Origin of the sequence: Enemella evansiae, from assembly GCF_004362375.1 — a bacterium.
Taxonomy (GTDB): domain Bacteria; phylum Actinomycetota; class Actinomycetes; order Propionibacteriales; family Propionibacteriaceae; genus Enemella; species Enemella evansiae.
On the sequence record NZ_SNXA01000008.1, the window covers coordinates 635,861 to 652,174 of the forward strand.

17 protein-coding genes are annotated in these 16,314 nt (G+C 69.7%); 6 read left to right on the top strand and 11 right to left on the bottom strand.

The annotated features are described in order from the left end of the window. Positions 1–71: 71 nt before the first annotated feature. The 3 genes from C8D81_RS03620 to C8D81_RS03630 are packed head-to-tail and all read left to right on the top strand — an operon-like array spanning position 72 to position 2,991. Positions 72–1,139 carry an iron chelate uptake ABC transporter family permease subunit gene (locus C8D81_RS03620; RefSeq protein WP_229119398.1) on the top strand — a complete coding sequence of 356 codons (1,068 nt, stop codon included), beginning with the start codon at positions 72–74 and terminating at the stop codon, positions 1,137–1,139. Continuing rightward, the gene (locus tag C8D81_RS03625; protein ID WP_229237910.1) at positions 1,136–2,191 is read left to right on the top strand and encodes a FecCD family ABC transporter permease; all 1,056 of its coding nucleotides are present in this window, start codon (positions 1,136–1,138) and stop codon (positions 2,189–2,191) included. Before C8D81_RS03620 ends, C8D81_RS03625 begins: the two co-directional genes overlap by 4 nt. Next, on the top strand, positions 2,188–2,991 hold the full coding sequence (locus tag C8D81_RS03630; RefSeq protein WP_094358336.1) for an ABC transporter ATP-binding protein: 804 nt from the start codon (positions 2,188–2,190) through the stop codon (positions 2,989–2,991). Before C8D81_RS03625 ends, C8D81_RS03630 begins: the two co-directional genes overlap by 4 nt. A 7-nt stretch (positions 2,992–2,998) precedes the next feature. Here the strand turns inward: C8D81_RS03630 and C8D81_RS03635 are convergent, their stop codons facing one another. Further along, positions 2,999–3,292, bottom strand: coding sequence for a putative quinol monooxygenase (locus C8D81_RS03635; RefSeq protein WP_094358338.1), 294 nt, complete (start codon positions 3,290–3,292; stop codon positions 2,999–3,001). A 127-nt stretch (positions 3,293–3,419) separates the two neighbouring features. Here C8D81_RS03635 and C8D81_RS03640 point away from each other — a divergent pair, with 127 nt between their 5' ends. Further along, positions 3,420–4,745, top strand: coding sequence for a YhjD/YihY/BrkB family envelope integrity protein (locus tag C8D81_RS03640; RefSeq protein ID WP_094358340.1), 1,326 nt, complete (start codon positions 3,420–3,422; stop codon positions 4,743–4,745). An 18-nt stretch (positions 4,746–4,763) separates the two neighbouring features. On the opposite strand, the gene C8D81_RS03645 is transcribed toward C8D81_RS03640, so the two are convergent. Together C8D81_RS03645 and C8D81_RS03650 are read right to left on the bottom strand one after the other, a co-directional pair. Then, complete coding sequence (locus C8D81_RS03645; RefSeq protein WP_094429558.1) at positions 4,764–5,273, bottom strand: DUF3592 domain-containing protein; 510 nt, start codon at positions 5,271–5,273, stop codon at positions 4,764–4,766. Between the two features lie 20 nt (positions 5,274–5,293). After that, entirely contained in the window at positions 5,294–6,511 is a 1,218-nt protein-coding gene (locus tag C8D81_RS03650; protein ID WP_094358344.1) for a pyrophosphate--fructose-6-phosphate 1-phosphotransferase, read from the bottom strand. Positions 6,512–6,640: 129 nt separating this feature from the next. Here C8D81_RS03650 and C8D81_RS03655 point away from each other — a divergent pair, with 129 nt between their 5' ends. Further along, positions 6,641–7,054: a pilus assembly protein TadG-related protein gene (locus C8D81_RS03655; RefSeq protein WP_208109088.1), complete on the top strand. Its 414-nt coding sequence runs from the start codon at positions 6,641–6,643 to the stop codon at positions 7,052–7,054. Between the two features lie 15 nt (positions 7,055–7,069). Here the strand turns inward: C8D81_RS03655 and C8D81_RS03660 are convergent, their stop codons facing one another. Then, a complete protein-coding gene (locus tag C8D81_RS03660; protein ID WP_229119399.1) occupies positions 7,070–8,203 on the bottom strand; it encodes a MalY/PatB family protein in 1,134 nt (377 codons plus the stop codon). Between the two features lie 57 nt (positions 8,204–8,260). Here C8D81_RS03660 and C8D81_RS03665 point away from each other — a divergent pair, with 57 nt between their 5' ends. Further along, complete coding sequence (locus C8D81_RS03665; RefSeq protein ID WP_094358348.1) at positions 8,261–8,884, top strand: L-threonylcarbamoyladenylate synthase; 624 nt, start codon at positions 8,261–8,263, stop codon at positions 8,882–8,884. A gap of 440 nt (positions 8,885–9,324) precedes the next feature. Here the strand turns inward: C8D81_RS03665 and C8D81_RS03670 are convergent, their stop codons facing one another. The 7 genes from C8D81_RS03670 to C8D81_RS03700 all read right to left on the bottom strand — a co-directional run bounded on the left by C8D81_RS03670 (position 9,325) and on the right by C8D81_RS03700 (position 16,271). Next, on the bottom strand, positions 9,325–10,104 hold the full coding sequence (locus C8D81_RS03670; protein ID WP_094429559.1) for an IclR family transcriptional regulator: 780 nt from the start codon (positions 10,102–10,104) through the stop codon (positions 9,325–9,327). 44 nt (positions 10,105–10,148) lie between these two features. Further along, entirely contained in the window at positions 10,149–11,069 is a 921-nt protein-coding gene (locus tag C8D81_RS03675) for a beta/alpha barrel domain-containing protein (RefSeq protein WP_094358352.1), read from the bottom strand. Beyond that, complete coding sequence (locus C8D81_RS03680; protein ID WP_094406262.1) at positions 11,069–12,355, bottom strand: CaiB/BaiF CoA transferase family protein; 1,287 nt, start codon at positions 12,353–12,355, stop codon at positions 11,069–11,071. Before C8D81_RS03680 ends, C8D81_RS03675 begins: the two co-directional genes overlap by 1 nt. A gap of 8 nt (positions 12,356–12,363) precedes the next feature. Further along, positions 12,364–13,419: an ABC transporter substrate-binding protein gene (locus C8D81_RS03685; RefSeq protein ID WP_094358356.1), complete on the bottom strand. Its 1,056-nt coding sequence runs from the start codon at positions 13,417–13,419 to the stop codon at positions 12,364–12,366. Positions 13,420–13,491: 72 nt separating this feature from the next. Then, positions 13,492–14,355, bottom strand: a complete 864-nt coding sequence (locus C8D81_RS03690) for an ABC transporter permease (protein WP_208109089.1) — start codon at positions 14,353–14,355, stop codon at positions 13,492–13,494. Next, entirely contained in the window at positions 14,352–15,173 is an 822-nt protein-coding gene (locus C8D81_RS03695) for an ABC transporter ATP-binding protein (protein ID WP_094401416.1), read from the bottom strand. Before C8D81_RS03695 ends, C8D81_RS03690 begins: the two co-directional genes overlap by 4 nt. A 186-nt stretch (positions 15,174–15,359) precedes the next feature. Beyond that, positions 15,360–16,271 carry an HpcH/HpaI aldolase/citrate lyase family protein gene (locus C8D81_RS03700; protein ID WP_133625570.1) on the bottom strand — a complete coding sequence of 304 codons (912 nt, stop codon included), beginning with the start codon at positions 16,269–16,271 and terminating at the stop codon, positions 15,360–15,362. Positions 16,272–16,314 lie beyond the last annotated feature (43 nt).

Consider the following 16,314-nt stretch of genomic DNA (forward strand, 5'->3'; position numbering starts at 1 on the left):
AGGCTAGCCTAACTGCTAGCCTTGTCCAGTTGCCGCCGCATCGCGCCGGCCCGCCATCGCCGAGGAGGAGCGTGCCGAGCACCACAGCCGAGCCGTTGCCGACCGAGCATCGGCGCGCGGATCGCCCGGCAACGCTGCGGCCACACCATCGCCGCAATGGCCTGCTCGCGCTGGCCCTGCTGATCCTGCTGCTGGCCTCGCTGCTCGCCAGCCTGGCCGTCGGCGCCCGGCCCATCCCCATCCCCGTGGTCCTCGATGCCCTGACCGCACCCGATCCCACGCTGCCGGACCACGCCGTGATCTGGGACGGTCGGCTGCCCCGCACGCTCACCGGACTGCTCGCTGGCGCCGGTCTCGGGGTGGCCGGTGCGCTGATGCAGGCCGTCACCCGCAATCCGCTGGCCGATCCGGGACTGCTCGGCGTGAACGCCGGTGCCGCCTTCGCGATCGTGCTCGGCGTCGGTTTCCTGGGCAGCACGACGACACTGGTCACCATCTGGTTCGCGCTGGTCGGCGCGATCCTGGCGGCTGTCGGCGTCTATCTGGTCGGGGGCGGGGGACGCGGTGCGGCCGATCCGGCCCGGCTCACCCTGGCCGGGGTGGCGCTGGGTGCGGTGCTGCTCGGCCTGGGCCAGGGACTCGCCCTGCTCCGGCCCCGTGCCTATGACCAGCTGCGCGCCTGGCAGCTCGGCACCCTGGATGTGCGGTCGATGGAACCGGTGCTGGTCGCCGCCCCGTTCATCGTCGTCGGCCTGCTGCTGGCCCTCGGGCTGACCCGCGGGCTGAACGCGATCGCCCTCGGTGACGACCTGGCCCGCGCGGTCGGCGCGCGGCTGGGGCGTACCCGGGTGCTCGCGGTGCTGGCCGTCACCCTGCTCGCCGGCGCCTCGACCGCGGTCGCCGGTGCGATCGCCTTCGTCGGGCTGATCGTGCCGCACGCGGTACGCCGGGTCGCCGGCCCGGACCAGCGCTGGGTGGTCGGGCTCAGCGTGCTGGCCTCACCCACCCTGCTGCTGGTCGCCGATGTGATCGGCCGCCGACTCACCTCCGGCGAGGTACCCGTCGGAGTCGTCACCGCCTTCATCGGTGGCCCGGTGCTGGTCGCCGTGGCCCGAGCCCGACGGGTGCGCACACTGTGACCCGCAACGACACCCTGGTTCCCCGCGATTCCCTGCCCACGTTGTGTTTCGGGCAGGTCAGCGTACGCCTCCGCCCGCGGCAGCTGATCGTCTCCGCGCTGGTGCTGGCTGCCGCGCTGGTGCTCGGTGTGCTCGCGCTCGGCACCGGGGAACTGCCGATCCCGGTGCCGGAGGTGTTGCGCGCCCTGGTCGGTCAGGGTGACGGACTGTCCGGGATCGTGGTCACCCAGTGGCGGTTGCCCAGGGTGGTCGCGGCGCTGGTGTTCGGGGCCGCGCTCGGTGTCTCCGGGGCGATCTTCCAGTCCCTCACCCGCAACCCGTTGGGCAGCCCGGACGTGATCGGCTTCTCCACCGGCGCCTACACCGGAGCGCTGGTGGTGCTGCTGGTGCTCGGCGGTGACCAGTTCGGCGCCACCCTGGGCGCCCTGATCGGCGGACTCGCCACCGCACTGGTGGTGCAACTGCTGGCGGCACGGCACGGATCGGCTGGCCTGCGGCTGGTGATCGTCGGCATCGGCATCTCGGCGATGCTCAGCGCGGTGAACCACTGGTTGCTGCTGTCGGCCGAACTGGAGGCGGCGATGGCGGCCGCCATGTTCGGCGCCGGCACCCTGAACGGGTTGCGCTGGGCCCAGGTCGCGCCGGCGGTGCTGATCACCGGCGCGCTGCTGCTGGTGGCGGTGTTCGCCGGCCGCTCACTGCACCTGCTGGAACTCGGTGACGACACCGCCGCAGCCCTCGGCGCCCGCCCCGATCGGTGGCGGTTGTGGCTGGTGGTGCTCGGCGTCGCTCTGGTGGCTGCGGTCACCGCGGTCGCCGGGCCGGTCGCCTTCGTCGCGCTGGTCGCGCCCCAGCTGGCGCGCCGGCTGACCGGTACGCCGGGGGCCGATCTGCTCGGCGCGGCCGCGCTCGGTGCGCTGCTGCTCACCGGTGCCGACCTGTTCGCACTGCGGGCCTTCGCGCCCACCCAGGTCCCGGTCGGCGTGGTGACCGGCTGCCTGGGCGGGGCGTACCTGATCTGGCTGTTGACACGGGAGGCGAGACGCCGATGACGAACCGACTGCTGACCAGCACCGTCGACCTGGGTTATGACGGGCGGCCGATCTCCCACGGCCTCACCGTCGAGGTGCCCGACAACGCGTTCACCGCGATCATCGGTCCCAATGCCTGCGGCAAATCGACGCTGCTGCGGGCCCTGTCCCGGCTGCTGCGGCCGACGGCGGGGGAGGTGGTGCTGGACGGCCGGGACATCCACACCCTGCCGGCCAAGGAGGTTGCCCGCCGGCTGGCGCTGCTGCCACAGACCTCGATCGCACCCGACGGGATCACCGTCGCCGATCTGGTCGGCCGGGGCCGCTATCCGCACCAGTCGTTCCTCAAACAGTGGTCGGAGGCCGACGAGGCCGCGGTCGCCGCCGCATTGGCGGCGACCGGGATCGAGGAGCTCGCGAATCGCTTGCTGGACGAGCTTTCCGGCGGCCAGCGGCAGCGGGTCTGGATCGCGATGACACTGGCCCAGGACACCGAACTGCTGCTGCTCGACGAGCCGACCACCTATCTCGACATCGCCCACCAGATCGAGCTGCTGGAACTGTTCCGGACGCTGAACCGCGAGCACGGGCGTACCCTCGTCGCCGTCCTGCACGATCTCAACCAGGCCTTCCGCTATGCCGATCACGTGATCGCGATGCGCGACGGGGCCGTGGTCGCCGAGGGCGCACCCAGTGAGATCGTCGACGCCGAGCTGGTCCGCCGGGTGTTCGGCTTGGCCTCGCGGGTGGTGCCGGACCCGGTCACCGGTACGCCGCTGGTGGTACCCGAACTCGGCCGCCCCAGCGAGGTGGCGAGGTGACCGGTGCTCAGACGGGGTCGAGCTGGCCGGCGGAGACCTCCCGGTGCGCCAGCAGCGGAATGATCTGGCCGACGGCGATCTCGTTGAAGTGCTCGGTCTCCCGATGCGTCGCCAGATCCTCGGCGGTGCGGTAGGTCTCGACGATCACGAAGCGTGCGGTGTCCTCGAGGTCCCGGTTCACCGTGTACGCCTGGCAGCCCGCCTCGGTGCGGGAGGCGGCGGCGAGCCGGGGCAGCAGCTCCGCGACCTGATCCGCGGTGTCGGGCCGGGCCCGGTACTGGGCGATCACCTGGTAGCTCATCGGACTCCGTCCTGATCGTGGGGGACCAGTCTGACACCGTGGGCACGCCGATCGAGGCGGGGGTGCAGTTCCCGCGGAGCGGGTCGGCGATACATTCGCACCGACAGCACAGCGCGAGGTGGAGTGGATGAAGAAACTCATGAAGCACCCGACCGTGGCACATCTGCTGCGGGCCAACACCCGGTTCGGCAACCGGCTCGGCAACCAGTTCGGCGGCGCGATCACCTACTTCTCGGTGCTCGCGATGGTGCCGATCCTGATGTTCGCGTTCGCCATCGCCGGGATGACGCTGACCACCCTGCGCCCGGATCTGCTGACCAGCCTCCAGGACAGCATCAGCGCCCAGCTGCAGGGCGCCCCCGGGGACACCAAGGACAAACTGCTCGCGGTCATCGACAACGCGCTGCAGAACTGGCCGGCGATCGGCATCATCGGCATCCTGTCCGCCGCGTACGCCGGCGGCGGATGGATCGGCAACCTCAAGTCCGCGGTCCGCGCCCAGTGGCGACCCGACTTCGAGATGGCCGAGAACAAGGGCAACTTCATCGTGGAAACCCTGAAGAACATGGGAATCCTGATCATGCTGCTGGTCGCGGTGCTGCTCACCTTCGGCATCGCCTCGGCGGCCACCTCGCTGACCGGCACCCTGATCTCGCTGGTCGGATTGCAGGACGTCCCCGGGATCACGCTGATCACCCGATTGCTGTCGATCGTGGTGTCGATCCTGGCCGGCTGGCTGCTGTTCCTGTTCCTCTACCGGGTGCTGCCCGAGCACCGGCCGGTGATCAAGGCGGTGCTGATCGGTTCGCTGATCGGCGCGGTCGCGCTGGTCCTGCTGCAGTATCTGGCCGGCATCCTCACCAGCTCGTTCCTGAAGAACCCGGCCGCCGCCCTCTTCGGGCCGGTGATCGTGCTGATGCTGTTCTTCAACCTGTTCGCCCGGCTGATCCTCTTCGTCGCCGCCTGGATCGCCACCTGGAACCAGCCGGCGATCGCCCGCAAATGGACCCCGGCCGACGAGCCGCTGCTCGACCAGGCCGATGTCGAGACCGTACCCGGGCACTGGGAGGCGGCCGAGGAGGACCGCCAGGATCAGCAGATCGAGGCGGCGGATGCCAAGCTGCACCGCACCGAGACGATCAACCGGGTCAAGGACACCCTGCCCGGGCTGGAGGCCGACCCCGACGCCGAGCGGGAGGCGACCGCCGAGGCGGTCCAGGTGCGCCTGGACGTCACCGGCCAGCGGCAGCTCGATCACGCCGGCGCCGACCCCGCCCGGTACGCCCATGTCGACGCCCAGCACCTGTTCACCGAGGAGCAGGCGCCGGTGCTGGCCTCCGACGCGGACCGCCGGGCGCAGGCGAGCATGCGCAAGGGCTACACGGCCGGGCTGCTCACCGGCTCCGGCATCGGGGCGCTGATCACCGCCCTGCTCGGCCGGCGCCGCCGCTGAGGCGTACCGGTCGTCCAGTCAGCGCCGCAGACCCGTGCCCGCACGGAACGGCCACCGCCAGTCACCGGCCAGGAAGCCGAACAACCAGGCACACCCGCCGAAGACGACGACCAGACCGGCGGTGAACAGGGCCCAGAACCGCCAGGTCGGCACCCAGCCGTCCCCCTCGCGCGACGAGGCGCTGACCACCTGCGGGTCATCGGCGTCATAACGGATCGGGACGCTGTCCCCGACATCGTGCTCGAGGTAACCGGTGGTGGTCGTCGGGTCGCGGACCTGATGGGACCTGCCACGGTCGTCGGTGAATTCCAGCACGGCCTGGTAACGCAGCTGATAGCGGTCGTAGCTCGGCGCCCCGCGGCCGCCGTAGCCGACCTTGGTGCTGGTCACCTCGATGACCGTGGCGTCCGCCTCCCGCCAGTCCGCCTTCGCATCGGACCAGGCGAGCCAGCCACCCACCACCGCGGTGCCGACCAGCAGCAGGATCATCAGTCCGGTGAGGGCCCGGAACCCCCATTTCCAGAGCATCCCCGAGTCCTGTCGGTCTGTCAGCCCTTGACCGGTTGCGGTTGCTGCTGGCCGATCTCGCGCAGCATCTCCTGGTACCAGTCGGTGTCCAGATCGAACGGCTTGCCACCGGCGATCCGGTCGAACTCGATCACCCGCAGCTCGTCCCCGCGTTCGGTGTCCTCACCGGTGACCCCGGACTCGCCGCGCAGCGCGCTGTCCACGGCCAGATCGGTGCAGCGCTGGATCAGCGCCAGATCGGCCTGGTTGGCGGCGGCGGACCGGGAGAAGTAACCGGACTTCTGCACCAGCACCTTCTCCGCACCGAGCCGCTCGGCGAATTCCTTGCCGAAGTAGGCACCCGGGTTGATCTTGTCCAGCTTGACGTGCCCGAAGGGATCCCGCGGCACCTCCTGACCGCTGGCCTCCAGTTGGGCGACGATCGAGTCCACTCCGGCGCCCTCGGACAGGAACACCGTCACGTTGCCGACGGTGTCCATCACGCCCCGCAGCCGCTCGGCCTCGGCGTCCAGATCGAGGCGGGCCTCGGGCACATAGACCCCGTGCACATCCCAGGCCTCCCGGGAGAGACCGATCTCCGGCACCCACTGGCGCGTCGCCAGCCACTTCCGGTACGCCCGGGCGGTGGCGGCGGTGAGCCAACCGCAGTTGCGGCCCATCACCTCGTGCACGATCAGCATCCGGGAGCTGGAGTTGTGTTCGGCGACGACGTTCTCGGCGAACAGCGCGCCCTGATCGGCCGCGGTCCAGGCACCCAGCGACTGCTTGATCGGCACCACGTCGTTGTCGATCGTCTTCGGCAGGCCGACCACGATCAGCGGATGGTTCTGCTCGGCCAGGTACGCCGCCAGATCGGCGGCGGTGGTGTTGGTGTCGTCGCCGCCGATGGTGTGCAGCACATCCACCCCGTCGGCGGTCAGCCGTTCGGCGGCCACCTGCAGCGGGTTGTCACCGGGCTGCACCAGGCCGCGCTTCACCAGATCCTCGGCATTGGTCAGCTTCACCCGGGAGTTGCCGATCGGGGAGCCGCCGAAGTCGCGCAGCACACCCGCGTTGCGGCGTACCTCGTCGGTGACGGTGAAGTAGTCACCGCTGAGCAGGCCCTGATATCCGTGCTTGTAGGCGATGATCTCGGTATCGGGGGACAGAGCGGTGTAGCGCTCGATCAGCCCGCCGATGGCGGCGGACAGGCAGGGGGCGAACCCGCCGGCGGTGAGCAGGGCGACCTTGTTGACCATGGGGGAGACCTCCGATTGGTGACGTGCTGGACCAGCCTATTTGGCAAGGCCCGCCCGAGGGAAAGTGACCTGTGGAAAAGCGGGAGGCGGCTCTGGTGGCGGGGGTGGTGGGTGCGCGATGCTGGTCGGGTGCGATGGGTACGCGGCCTGCGGCGGCCGGACGAGCGGGGGATGTCCACCTCGGTGCTCGTGCTGTTCTGGGTGCTCGCGCTGCTGATCCTCGCCGGCCTGGTCGTCGACGGCGGACAGCAGGTCACCGCCGCCCGCCGTGCCGAGGCGGTGGCCGCGGGTGCGGCGCGGGCAGCGACCGATGCCGGGGCGCCCAGCCGGGTCGCCGGGCGCAGCGACCCCGGTGCCGCCCTGAGCGCCGCCAACCGCTATCTGGCCGCCTCCGGCCCGGTGACCGGATCGGCGAGCCTGGACGCGGGCACGGTGCGGGTCACCACCAGCCATCGGGCACCGACGATCTTCCTGTCCCTGCTCGGGATCCGGGAGGTACGCGCCAGCGCGAGCGCTCGCGCCGACCTGCTCGAAGCCGACTGACCTCTTCCCGCTGGTTCAGCCGCGTACCTTCGCCATCCGCCGGACGCCCTCGGTGATGATCTCCGGTGAGGTGGCCAGGTTCATCCGGACGTGCCCGGCGCCCCCGGTGCCGAAGGCCACACCGTCGTTCAGGGCGACGCCGGCGGCCAGGAATTCCTTGTGGGGATCGGAAAGATCGAGTTCGCGGCAGTCGAGCCAGGCGAGATAGGTGCCGGGCTGGGCGACGAACCGGACCCCCGGCAGCTGATCGGCGAGCAGCTCACCGAGCAGCCGCTTGTTGGCCTCGATCTCGGTCAGCAGCTGCTGCAGCCAGTCCCGGCCGTGCCGCAGGCCGGCGACGTGCGAGACGATGCCCAGATGGCTGGCGGAGTGGGTGACCTGATCGGGCATGGTGCGCAGCCGGTCGGCCACCGCCGCCCCGCCGATCGCCAGCCCCGCCTTCAGCCCGGCCAGATTCCACGACTTCGAGGCCGAGGTGACGATGATCGCCTCGTCGCTGCCGGGCAGCGCCAGGATCGGGGTGTGCCGGGCCGGCGTGGCGACCAGGGGTGCGTGGATCTCGTCGGAGACGATCCGCACGCCGTGCCGGTTGGCCAGCTCCAGGACCGCGGTGAGCTCCTCGGGGGTGTGCACGGTGCCGTGCGGATTGTGCGGGTTGCAGAGCAGGTACGCCTCCGGCCGCGGCCCGTCGCTGCGGGTGAACGCGGCCTCCAGGGTCGCGAGATCGATCCGGCCGTCCTCGGTCAGCGGAGCCTCGATCACCTCGCGCTGGGCCCAGCCGAGGTACTTGTAGAACTGCGGGTAGACCGGGGGATTGATCACCACCGGCGCACCCCGGGTGCCGAGCAGATCGAGCACCTGCACGATGCCCTGCATCACATCGGGCACGATGATCGCCTGCCGGGCCGGATCGAACCGCCAGCCCCAGACATCGGCCGCGAACTCGGCGTACGCCTGCTCGTAGTCGGTGCCGATCGGGTAACCGGTGTCGCCCTCATCGATCGCGGTATGCAGCACCTCGGCGACCGCGGGGGCGGGCCGGCAGTCCATCTCGGCGACCCACATCGGCAGCACGTCGGTGGGGTAGGCGCGCCACTTCATGCTGGTGCGCCGACGCAACTGGTCCAGACCGATGTCGAAGATGCTCACGAAGCGACTCTAGTAGGGGGTTGCCCGCCCCGGAGGCGGCATGTCTAGACTCCGGACATGGCAAGGTATTTCGACGTCCACCCCGACAATCCCCAGCCGCGCGCGCTCGGCCAGGTGGTGCAGATCCTCACCGACGGCGGCCTGGTCGCCTATCCCACCGACTCCGGTTTCGCACTCGGCTGTCGATTGGGCAACAAGGACGGACTGGACCGGATCCGACGTATCCGCCAGCTCGACGACAAACACCATTTCACCCTTGTCTGCAAGGACTTCGCGCAACTGGGCCAGTTCGTCCAGATGGACAATGACGTGTTCCGCGCGGTCAAGGCCGCGACACCGGGGCAGTACACCTTCATCCTGGAGGCCACCAAAGAGGTGCCCAAGCAGATGCTGCACCCGAAGAAGAAGACCGTCGGCGTGCGGATCCCCGACCACCGCACCACGCTGGCGCTGCTGGACGCGCTCGGTGAGCCGCTGATGTCCTCCACGCTGATCCTGCCCGGGCGCACCGAGCCGATGACCGAGGGCTGGGAGATCAACGAGGAGCTCGGCAACCAGGTCGATGCGGTGCTCGATTCCGGTGATGTCGGCACCGATCCGACCACCGTGGTGAACTTCGTCGGCGACGAGGTGACCGTCGACCGTGCCGGTGCCGGGGACCCCAGTCCGTTCCAGGAGTGAAGCTCCCGCTCCGGCTCATCGGGTAGCTCGTACGGCCCCGGCTGCAGTCGCGCCCCGATGCGCAACTGCAGCCGCCGGCCGCGAGGCAGCATCGAGATCCGCGGCCCGGGGCCGGGCCGCCTGACCGCCTGCCTTCGGAATCTGCGGCTCGATTCGCGATCGGCGACCAGAACGGCCGATTCCTCGATCGAGCCGCAAATTCCGCATGGCCCAACCGAAACGACCGTCCTCCCTGAACTGCCGTTCCCACTCTCCGGCTCAATTCTCATACCGCGGGCCGCATACAAGCCGCAGAGTGAGAGTTGGGTCGCGCAGTCGGCCCGTGCCCCGATCAGGTCCGGCCACCAAGCAGCCCGCGCCCGGGGAGACGACAACAGGAGCATCCAGATCGACCGGCGCGATCGATCCGACCGCGCGAATCGGCAGCAGTGGCCGCCGAGCTACTCGATGAGCGTGGGTGACACCGGGGCTCGCCGGCCGCCGATCATCCGGGTGATGCGTTCGGCGGCGGTGCGCACGGGGTCCACCCAGTCGTCGGGGGAGAGCCGGAAGGCCGGACCCATCACCGTGACCGCGCCGACCAGATCGCGATGCGCGTCGAAGACCGGTGCGCTCAGCCCGGTGGCACCGCTCTCCCGCTCACCGCTGCTGACGGCGTACCCGAGCTCCCGGGTCTCGGCGAGCAGCCCGCGCAGGGTGTCGCCGTCGGTGATCGTGCGGTCGGTCAGCGAGTCCAGGCCGCCGGACAGCACCCGGTCCGCCAACCGCTCGTCGAAGGCCATCATCACCCGCCCGGCCGAGCCGGCGTGCAGCGGCAGCACCTGCCCCACCCGCATCGGCCGACGCAGGTCGTGCCGGGTCTCCGCGACCGCGGTGCAGACCCGCAGATCGGCCGAGGGCTGATAGAAGCAGGCCGTCTCACCGGTCAGATCGCGCAGCTCCTCCAGCACCGGCCGGACCACTTCCAACAGGTCGATCCCACCCGACGCCCCGGCGGCCCAGTAGGCCAACCGCGCCCCGATCCGGTATCCGGTGCCGGCCCGATCCAGGAACCCCTCCTCGACCAGGCTGGCGACCAGCCGCTGCAGGGTGGAGGCGGGCAGCCCGGTACGCCGCCGGAGCTCGGTCAGGCCGAGCTCCGGTCGGTCCAGCGAGAAGCTGTCCAGAATTCGGCTGATCTTGGTCAGCACCAGCAGTTGCCCGCCGCGTTCCTCGCTCATCGGTGCCGCCTCCTGGGGGTTCCGGTTTCTCGGGATGGCCCGGGTCAGGACGCGGCGGCGAAGGTCCAGTCGAACGCCGTGGCCCGGGACCGGGATCCCTGACCGGCGCGGGAACGGCTGACCTCACCAAGGGTGCCGAGCACCTGCTCACCCAGCTCCACCAGGGACCGGAACGACTCCGGCCGGACCCCCTCGGGACGGATCGCGAAGGCCAGATCCTCGGTGGCGGTGTTGCCGGAGGCGCCGGGGGCGAACGGGCAGCCGCCCAACCCACCGAGGGCCCCGTCGACGGTCTGGGCACCGGCCTCGATCGCGGCGAGCGCATTGGCCACGCCCATCCCCCAGGTGTCATGGCCGTGGAAGGTGACCGGCCGGGTGCCGGCCTCGGCGACCACCCGGCCGGTGAGGCTGGCCACCTCACCGGGGCTGGCCTGGCCGAGCGTGTCGGCGATGACCACATCGCTGCAACCCTGACCGCGTGCGTCGGCGACCAACGCCAGGACGCGTTCCGGCGCGACGGGCCCGGTGAACGGGCAGGTGAACGAGGTCGCCAGGCACAGCTGCACCGCAACGTCATGTTCGGCGGCGATCTCCAGCGCCTCGGGAAGGGCCGCCATCGAGGTCTCGGTGTCGCGGCCGATGTTGGCGCGGTTGTGCTCATCGGTGACGCTGAGGCAGTACTGCACCCCGCGCACCCCGGCCTCGGCGGCCCGGCGGACCTGTTTCGGTGTCGCCACCCAGATCCAGCAGTGTGCCAACTCCTCGGGGGTCAGCGCGGCGACCACATCCATCGATGGCGCCATCGACGGAACCAGGTCGGGGCGGGCCATCGACCCGATCTCGAGACTGTCGAAGCCGAGCTCCAGCAGGGCCCGGACCAGGCGTACCCGGTCCTCGGTGGGCAGCTGCCCGTCGCTGAGCTGCAACCCGTCGCGCAGCGTGACATCCCTGATCTTCGCGGTCATCAGGCCGCCTCCTGTCCACTCGCCAGTTGACCGGCCAGTGCCGCGGCCTGGTCGGGACCCAGCCCGAGCAGCTCCTGCAGCACCGGCACCGTGTCGGCACCGAGTTCGGGGCCGAGATTGCGGATCGGCAGGGACCGCCCGCCGATCACCGGTGTGATGCCGGGGAACGCCACCTTCCCCAGGTCCTGCTCGCCGTCGCTGACCGGCAGGTACTGCACCATGTCCCGGCTGGCGTACTGCTCGTCGGCGACGATGTCGCGGGCCCGGTAGATCGGCCCGGCGGGCACCCCGACCTCGCTGAGCGCGGTCAGGGCCTCGGCTGCGGTCCGCTCACCGGTCCAGGCCGCGATCGCCGCGTCCAGTTCGTCGGCGCGGACCACCCGCCCCTCGTTGTCGGCCAGGGCCGGGTCCTCGGCCAGCTCCGGTCGCCCGATCACCCGCATCAACCGACCGAAGATGGAATCCCCGTTGCCGGCGATCACCACGCTCGCACCGTCGCGGCACAGGTAGGCACTGGTCGGTGCGACCCCCTCGATCCGCGGGCCCATCCGGACCCGTTCGGTGCCGTAGGCGCTGTATTCGGGGATCGTCGCCTCCATCGCGGAGAAGATCGCCTCGTGCAGGGCCACGTCGATCGTGCGTTCGTTCGCCGGGACCGGGGTCTGCTCGCCTCGGCCGAGGCCCAGGGTGGCGCGCTGGTAGAGGGCCATCACGGTGCCGAAGGCGGCGTACATGCCGGCCATCGTGTCGCCCAGGCTCACCCCGACCCGCACCGGTGGCCGATCCGGATAGCCGACCAGATCCCGCAACCCGCCGAAGGCCTCCGCCACCGACCCGAATCCGGGCCGTTTGGACAATGGACCGGTCTGGCCATATGCCGAGACACGGGTGAGGATGAGTCCCGGATTGGCCTCCTGCAGCACCTCCGGGCCGAGACCCCAGGCCTCCAGGGTGCCCGGCCGGAAGTTCTCCACCACCGCATCGACCCGGGCCACCAACCCGAGCACGGTGCGCCGGCCGAGCTCGGAGCGCAGATCGATGACGACCGACTTCTTGTTCCGGTTGATCGTGCGGTGCAGCAACGAGGTGCGGCCAGACAGCAACCGCCAGCGCCGGATCTCGTCCCCGCCGCCGGGGCGTTCCACCTTGATCACCTCGGCGCCGAAGTCGGCGAGCAACCGGCCCGCGGTCGGGGCCGCGATGTAGTTGCCCAGCTCCAGGACCCGGACGCCACGCAGCGGGGCGATGACCGGCCCCGGTGACGGGGTGTTCGACGCGTCGGTCATGGGTCCGCTCAGCTCACGTACTCGTTGGTGTAGGTCTTGGACAGGTCGATCTTCTTGTCACCCACCTCGGGATTGGCGACGCGCTGGGTGTCGAGCACGGCATTGACGCCGGCCTCGGAGAACTTGCCGTCCTTGCTCATCGTGAGCTTCAGTTCGTCGATCACCCGCGCGTACTGGGCACGGTCGCCGCCGGCGTACGCCTCGGGCATCTGGGCGGCGATCTCCTCACCGGAGTGGGTCTGCACCCACTGCAGGGTCCTCGCGATCGCGGTGGCCAGTTTCTTGGCCTTCTCCGGGTTCTTCTCCAGCCACTCGGTCTTGGCGTAGAGGCAGGAGGACGGCCAGGTGTCGGAACCGTAGAGCGCCTTGACCTGGTCGCGGGTACGCAGATCGCCGAGCATCGGCAGTGGCGTACCGACCCGCTTGTTCAGCACCGTGATGTCGGGCTCCAGCATCACCGCGGCATCGACCTGGCTGTTCTCCACCGCGGCGACGGCCGAGGAGCCGGCGCCGATGGCGGAGACCGAGGCGGCATCCTTGCCGAGCCCTTCCTTGTTCAACAGGTATTTCACGTACATGTCGGTCGACGACCCGGGCGAGGTCACGCCGATGTTCTTGCCCTTGAGGTCGGCCACCGACTTGATCGTGTCGCGGTTCTTCGGTGCGACCAGCAGGGCGACCCCGGAGGACTCGCCCATGTCGACGAAGGCCTGGATGGACTGGTTCTTGGCCTGCATCTGGATGGTGTGCTCGTAGTAGCCGCTGGTCACCTGGGTGGAGCCGCCGATCATCGCGGTGAGCGCCTTGGAACCGCCCTGGAGGTCCTGCAGTTCGACATCCAGACCCTCCTCCTTGTAGTAGCCGAGCTGGGCAGCGAGGGTGGTCGGCATGTAGGTGAGCAGGGTCTGTCCGCCGACGCCGATGATGATCTTGTCACCGGAACCGCCCTGACCGGCCGGGGCGCCGTTCTGCCCGGGTGGTGCGGACGCCGGCGCCCCGCAGGCCGCCAGGCCGATGGTCAGCGCCAGCAGTGCCGCGGCTGGGAGGAGTCGTTTGCGAGTCATGGGATTTCCCTTTCTCCGTTGAAAGATCTGCGGGTCTGGCGGTGGGTCTGTGGTGTGCCCGGGTACGCCGGATCAGAGCTGCTGGGCCTGCGGACGCCAGCGCAGCAGGTAGCGCTCGACCCGGTTCACCAGCAGGTCGATGAACAGCACGACGATCATCAGGATGAACATCCCGGCGAAGACGCCCTTGGTGTCGAAGACGCCCTGGGCCTGGGCGATGGCGTACCCCACACCCGCCGAGGCGCCCAGATACTCACCGACGACCGCACCGGTGATGGCGAAGCCGACGCTGATGTGCAGGGACGAGAAGATCCAGGTCAGTGCGGAGGGGATGAACACGTGCCGCAGCAGGTGGCTCTCCTTGGCACCGAGCATCCTGGCGTTGTCGATCAGCACCCGATCGACCGAACGGACGCCCTCGAGGGTGTTGAAGAAGACGATGAAGAACACCAGGGTGACACCGAAGGCGACCTTCGACCAGATCCCCAGCCCGAACCAGAGCAGGAAGATCGGTGCCAGCACCACCCGGGGAAGCGCGTTGAACATCTGCAGGAAGGGATCGAGCAGGCGCTCCAGGAACCGCACCCGGGCCAGCAGGAAGCCGAGCAGCAGACCGAGCACGACGCCGATCACGAACGCCAGCAGGGATTCCTGCATGGTCACCCACAGGTGCGGGAAGATGTAGCCGCTGGAGATCCAGGTCCACATGGTGAGGAAGATGTCGCTGGGCAGGGGGAAGAAGAACTCATCGATCACCCCGGCCCGACCCAGGAGCTCCCAGATCGCCAGCACCACCGCGGCGAGCAGCAGTTGCAGCAACCGCATCACCGGTTGCGGGGTCTCCCGGGGCCGGCGTGGCTGTCGGCCGGTGGCCTGGGATTCCGGCGTGTCGGTGGCGCGCTGCGACCGACGGGTCTCGGTGTTCTCGGCGGTCATGATGCCTCCTGGGCCTTGCTGGCATAGGTTTTCTCGACCTCGAGCTTGAGCCGGGACCAGATCTCGCGGTGGATCTCGACGAAGCGCGGATCGTCGCGGATGTCGAGCAGGTCGCGCGGCCGGGGGAGGTCGATCTGGTAACTGGCCACGATCTGCGAACCGGGGCCGGCGCCCAGGATCACCACCTCGTCGGAGAGCGCGATCGCCTCGTCCAGGTCGTGGGTGATGAACACGACCGCCTTGCCGGAGTCGGACCACAGCTGCAGCAGCTCGTTCTCCATGATCTGGCGGGTCTGCACGTCGAGCGCGGAGAACGGCTCGTCCATCAACAGGATGTCGGGGTCGACGATCCACGCCTGGGCGACCGCGGTGCGTTTGCGCATGCCGCCGGAGAGCTGGTGCGGGTAGCGGTTCCCGAAGTCCTTCAGGCCGACCCGGGTCAGCCACTCGCGGGCCCGCGCGCTCGCCTCGGGTTTCGGCGTACCGGCCATCGTCAGCCCCAGCGCGACGTTGTCGACGACGCTCTTCCAGGGCAGCAGGGCGTCCTGCTGGAACATGTACGCCGCCCGGCGGTTCACCCCGGCCACCGGGCTGCCGAAGGATTCGACCGTGCCCTGGCTGGGGGCGAGCAGGCCGGCGGCCATGTTCAGAATCGTCGACTTGCCGGAACCGGTCGGTCCGACGATCGAGACGAATCGGCCCGGCGGCACCTGCAGGGTGATGTCGCGGACGGCATCGTAGGTGCCGCCGTCGGGAGTGGTGAAGCTGCGTGTGCAGCCGTGCAGCTCGATCGCGTACGCCTCGGAGTTCGTCGTCATTGACCCGTCCACCTCGCCCCACAATGTGGGTTGGAAACCGATATGTGGGAATCCTAGGTGGTCAAACCAGCTGTGAACACACGTTGTACACATTCTGAGATGGACTTTGTCAGGGGTTATGCACAGTCCCTGGCGCGCGGACTGTGCATAACCCCTGACATCTTCGGCTGGGGGCAGCCGGCGGACTCAGCAGTGGTAGGTGTCGGTGGGCGGGGGGAAGTGCATGTCGTAACCCGCCGGGGGCTGCAGTCCGTACGCCTGGGCGAGGCCGATGATCTTGCGGGCCCGCGCGAGCCGCGGCAGATCCGAACCGTTGCGGATCTCACCACCGTCGGCGTCGAACTCGGTGAGGAAGTCCAGCGCCCAGCTCATGTCCTCCACCGAGGGGGAGAGGATCTCGTTCACCGTGGCGCACTGCTCGGGCATCAGGCAGATCTTGCCGGTCATCCCGAATTGGGTGGTGACCCCGGCCGAATCCGCCAGCTTCACCCCGAGCGCCCCGACCGCCGGCCCGTCGATCGGACCGGGCAACCCGGCCGCGCGGGCCGCGATGGTGAACTGCGACCGGGCGTACGCGAGCGCCATCGGATCGTCGGAAAAGCCTGTGTCACGACGGAAATCGCCGAGACCGAAGGCGAGTCGGAAGGTGTGCCCGGAGGTCGCGATCTGGCCCAGGTGCTGGACACCGCGGGCGGTCTCCACCAGCGCGACGATCGGCCGGTCGCCGAACAGTTCGGCGGTCCGGGTGACGTGCTCGGGGGAGTCGACCATCGCCAGCATCACACCCTGCACACCGTCGCGGCGGGACAGCTCCCGCAGGTCGTTCTCCCACCATTCGGTGCCGAAACCGTTGACCCGCACCCAGGCCCGGCCACCGCCGTCGAAGAAGTCGAGCACCTGGGTGCGGGCGCTGAGCTTGTCCTTGGGGGCCACCGCATCCTCGATGTCGAGCAGCACCACATCGGCGGCGCTGCCGACGGCCGGTGCGAACCGGTCCGGCTGGCTGGCATTCACCAGCAGCCAGCTGCGCGCCAGCTCCGGGCCGATCGCGGGGGTGGGGGTCTCGGTATCGCTCGGGTTGGTCCGGGTGCCGGTCATCGGTGTCTCCGTGGATCGTCGTGCCTGGTCGGTTGGTCGGGTC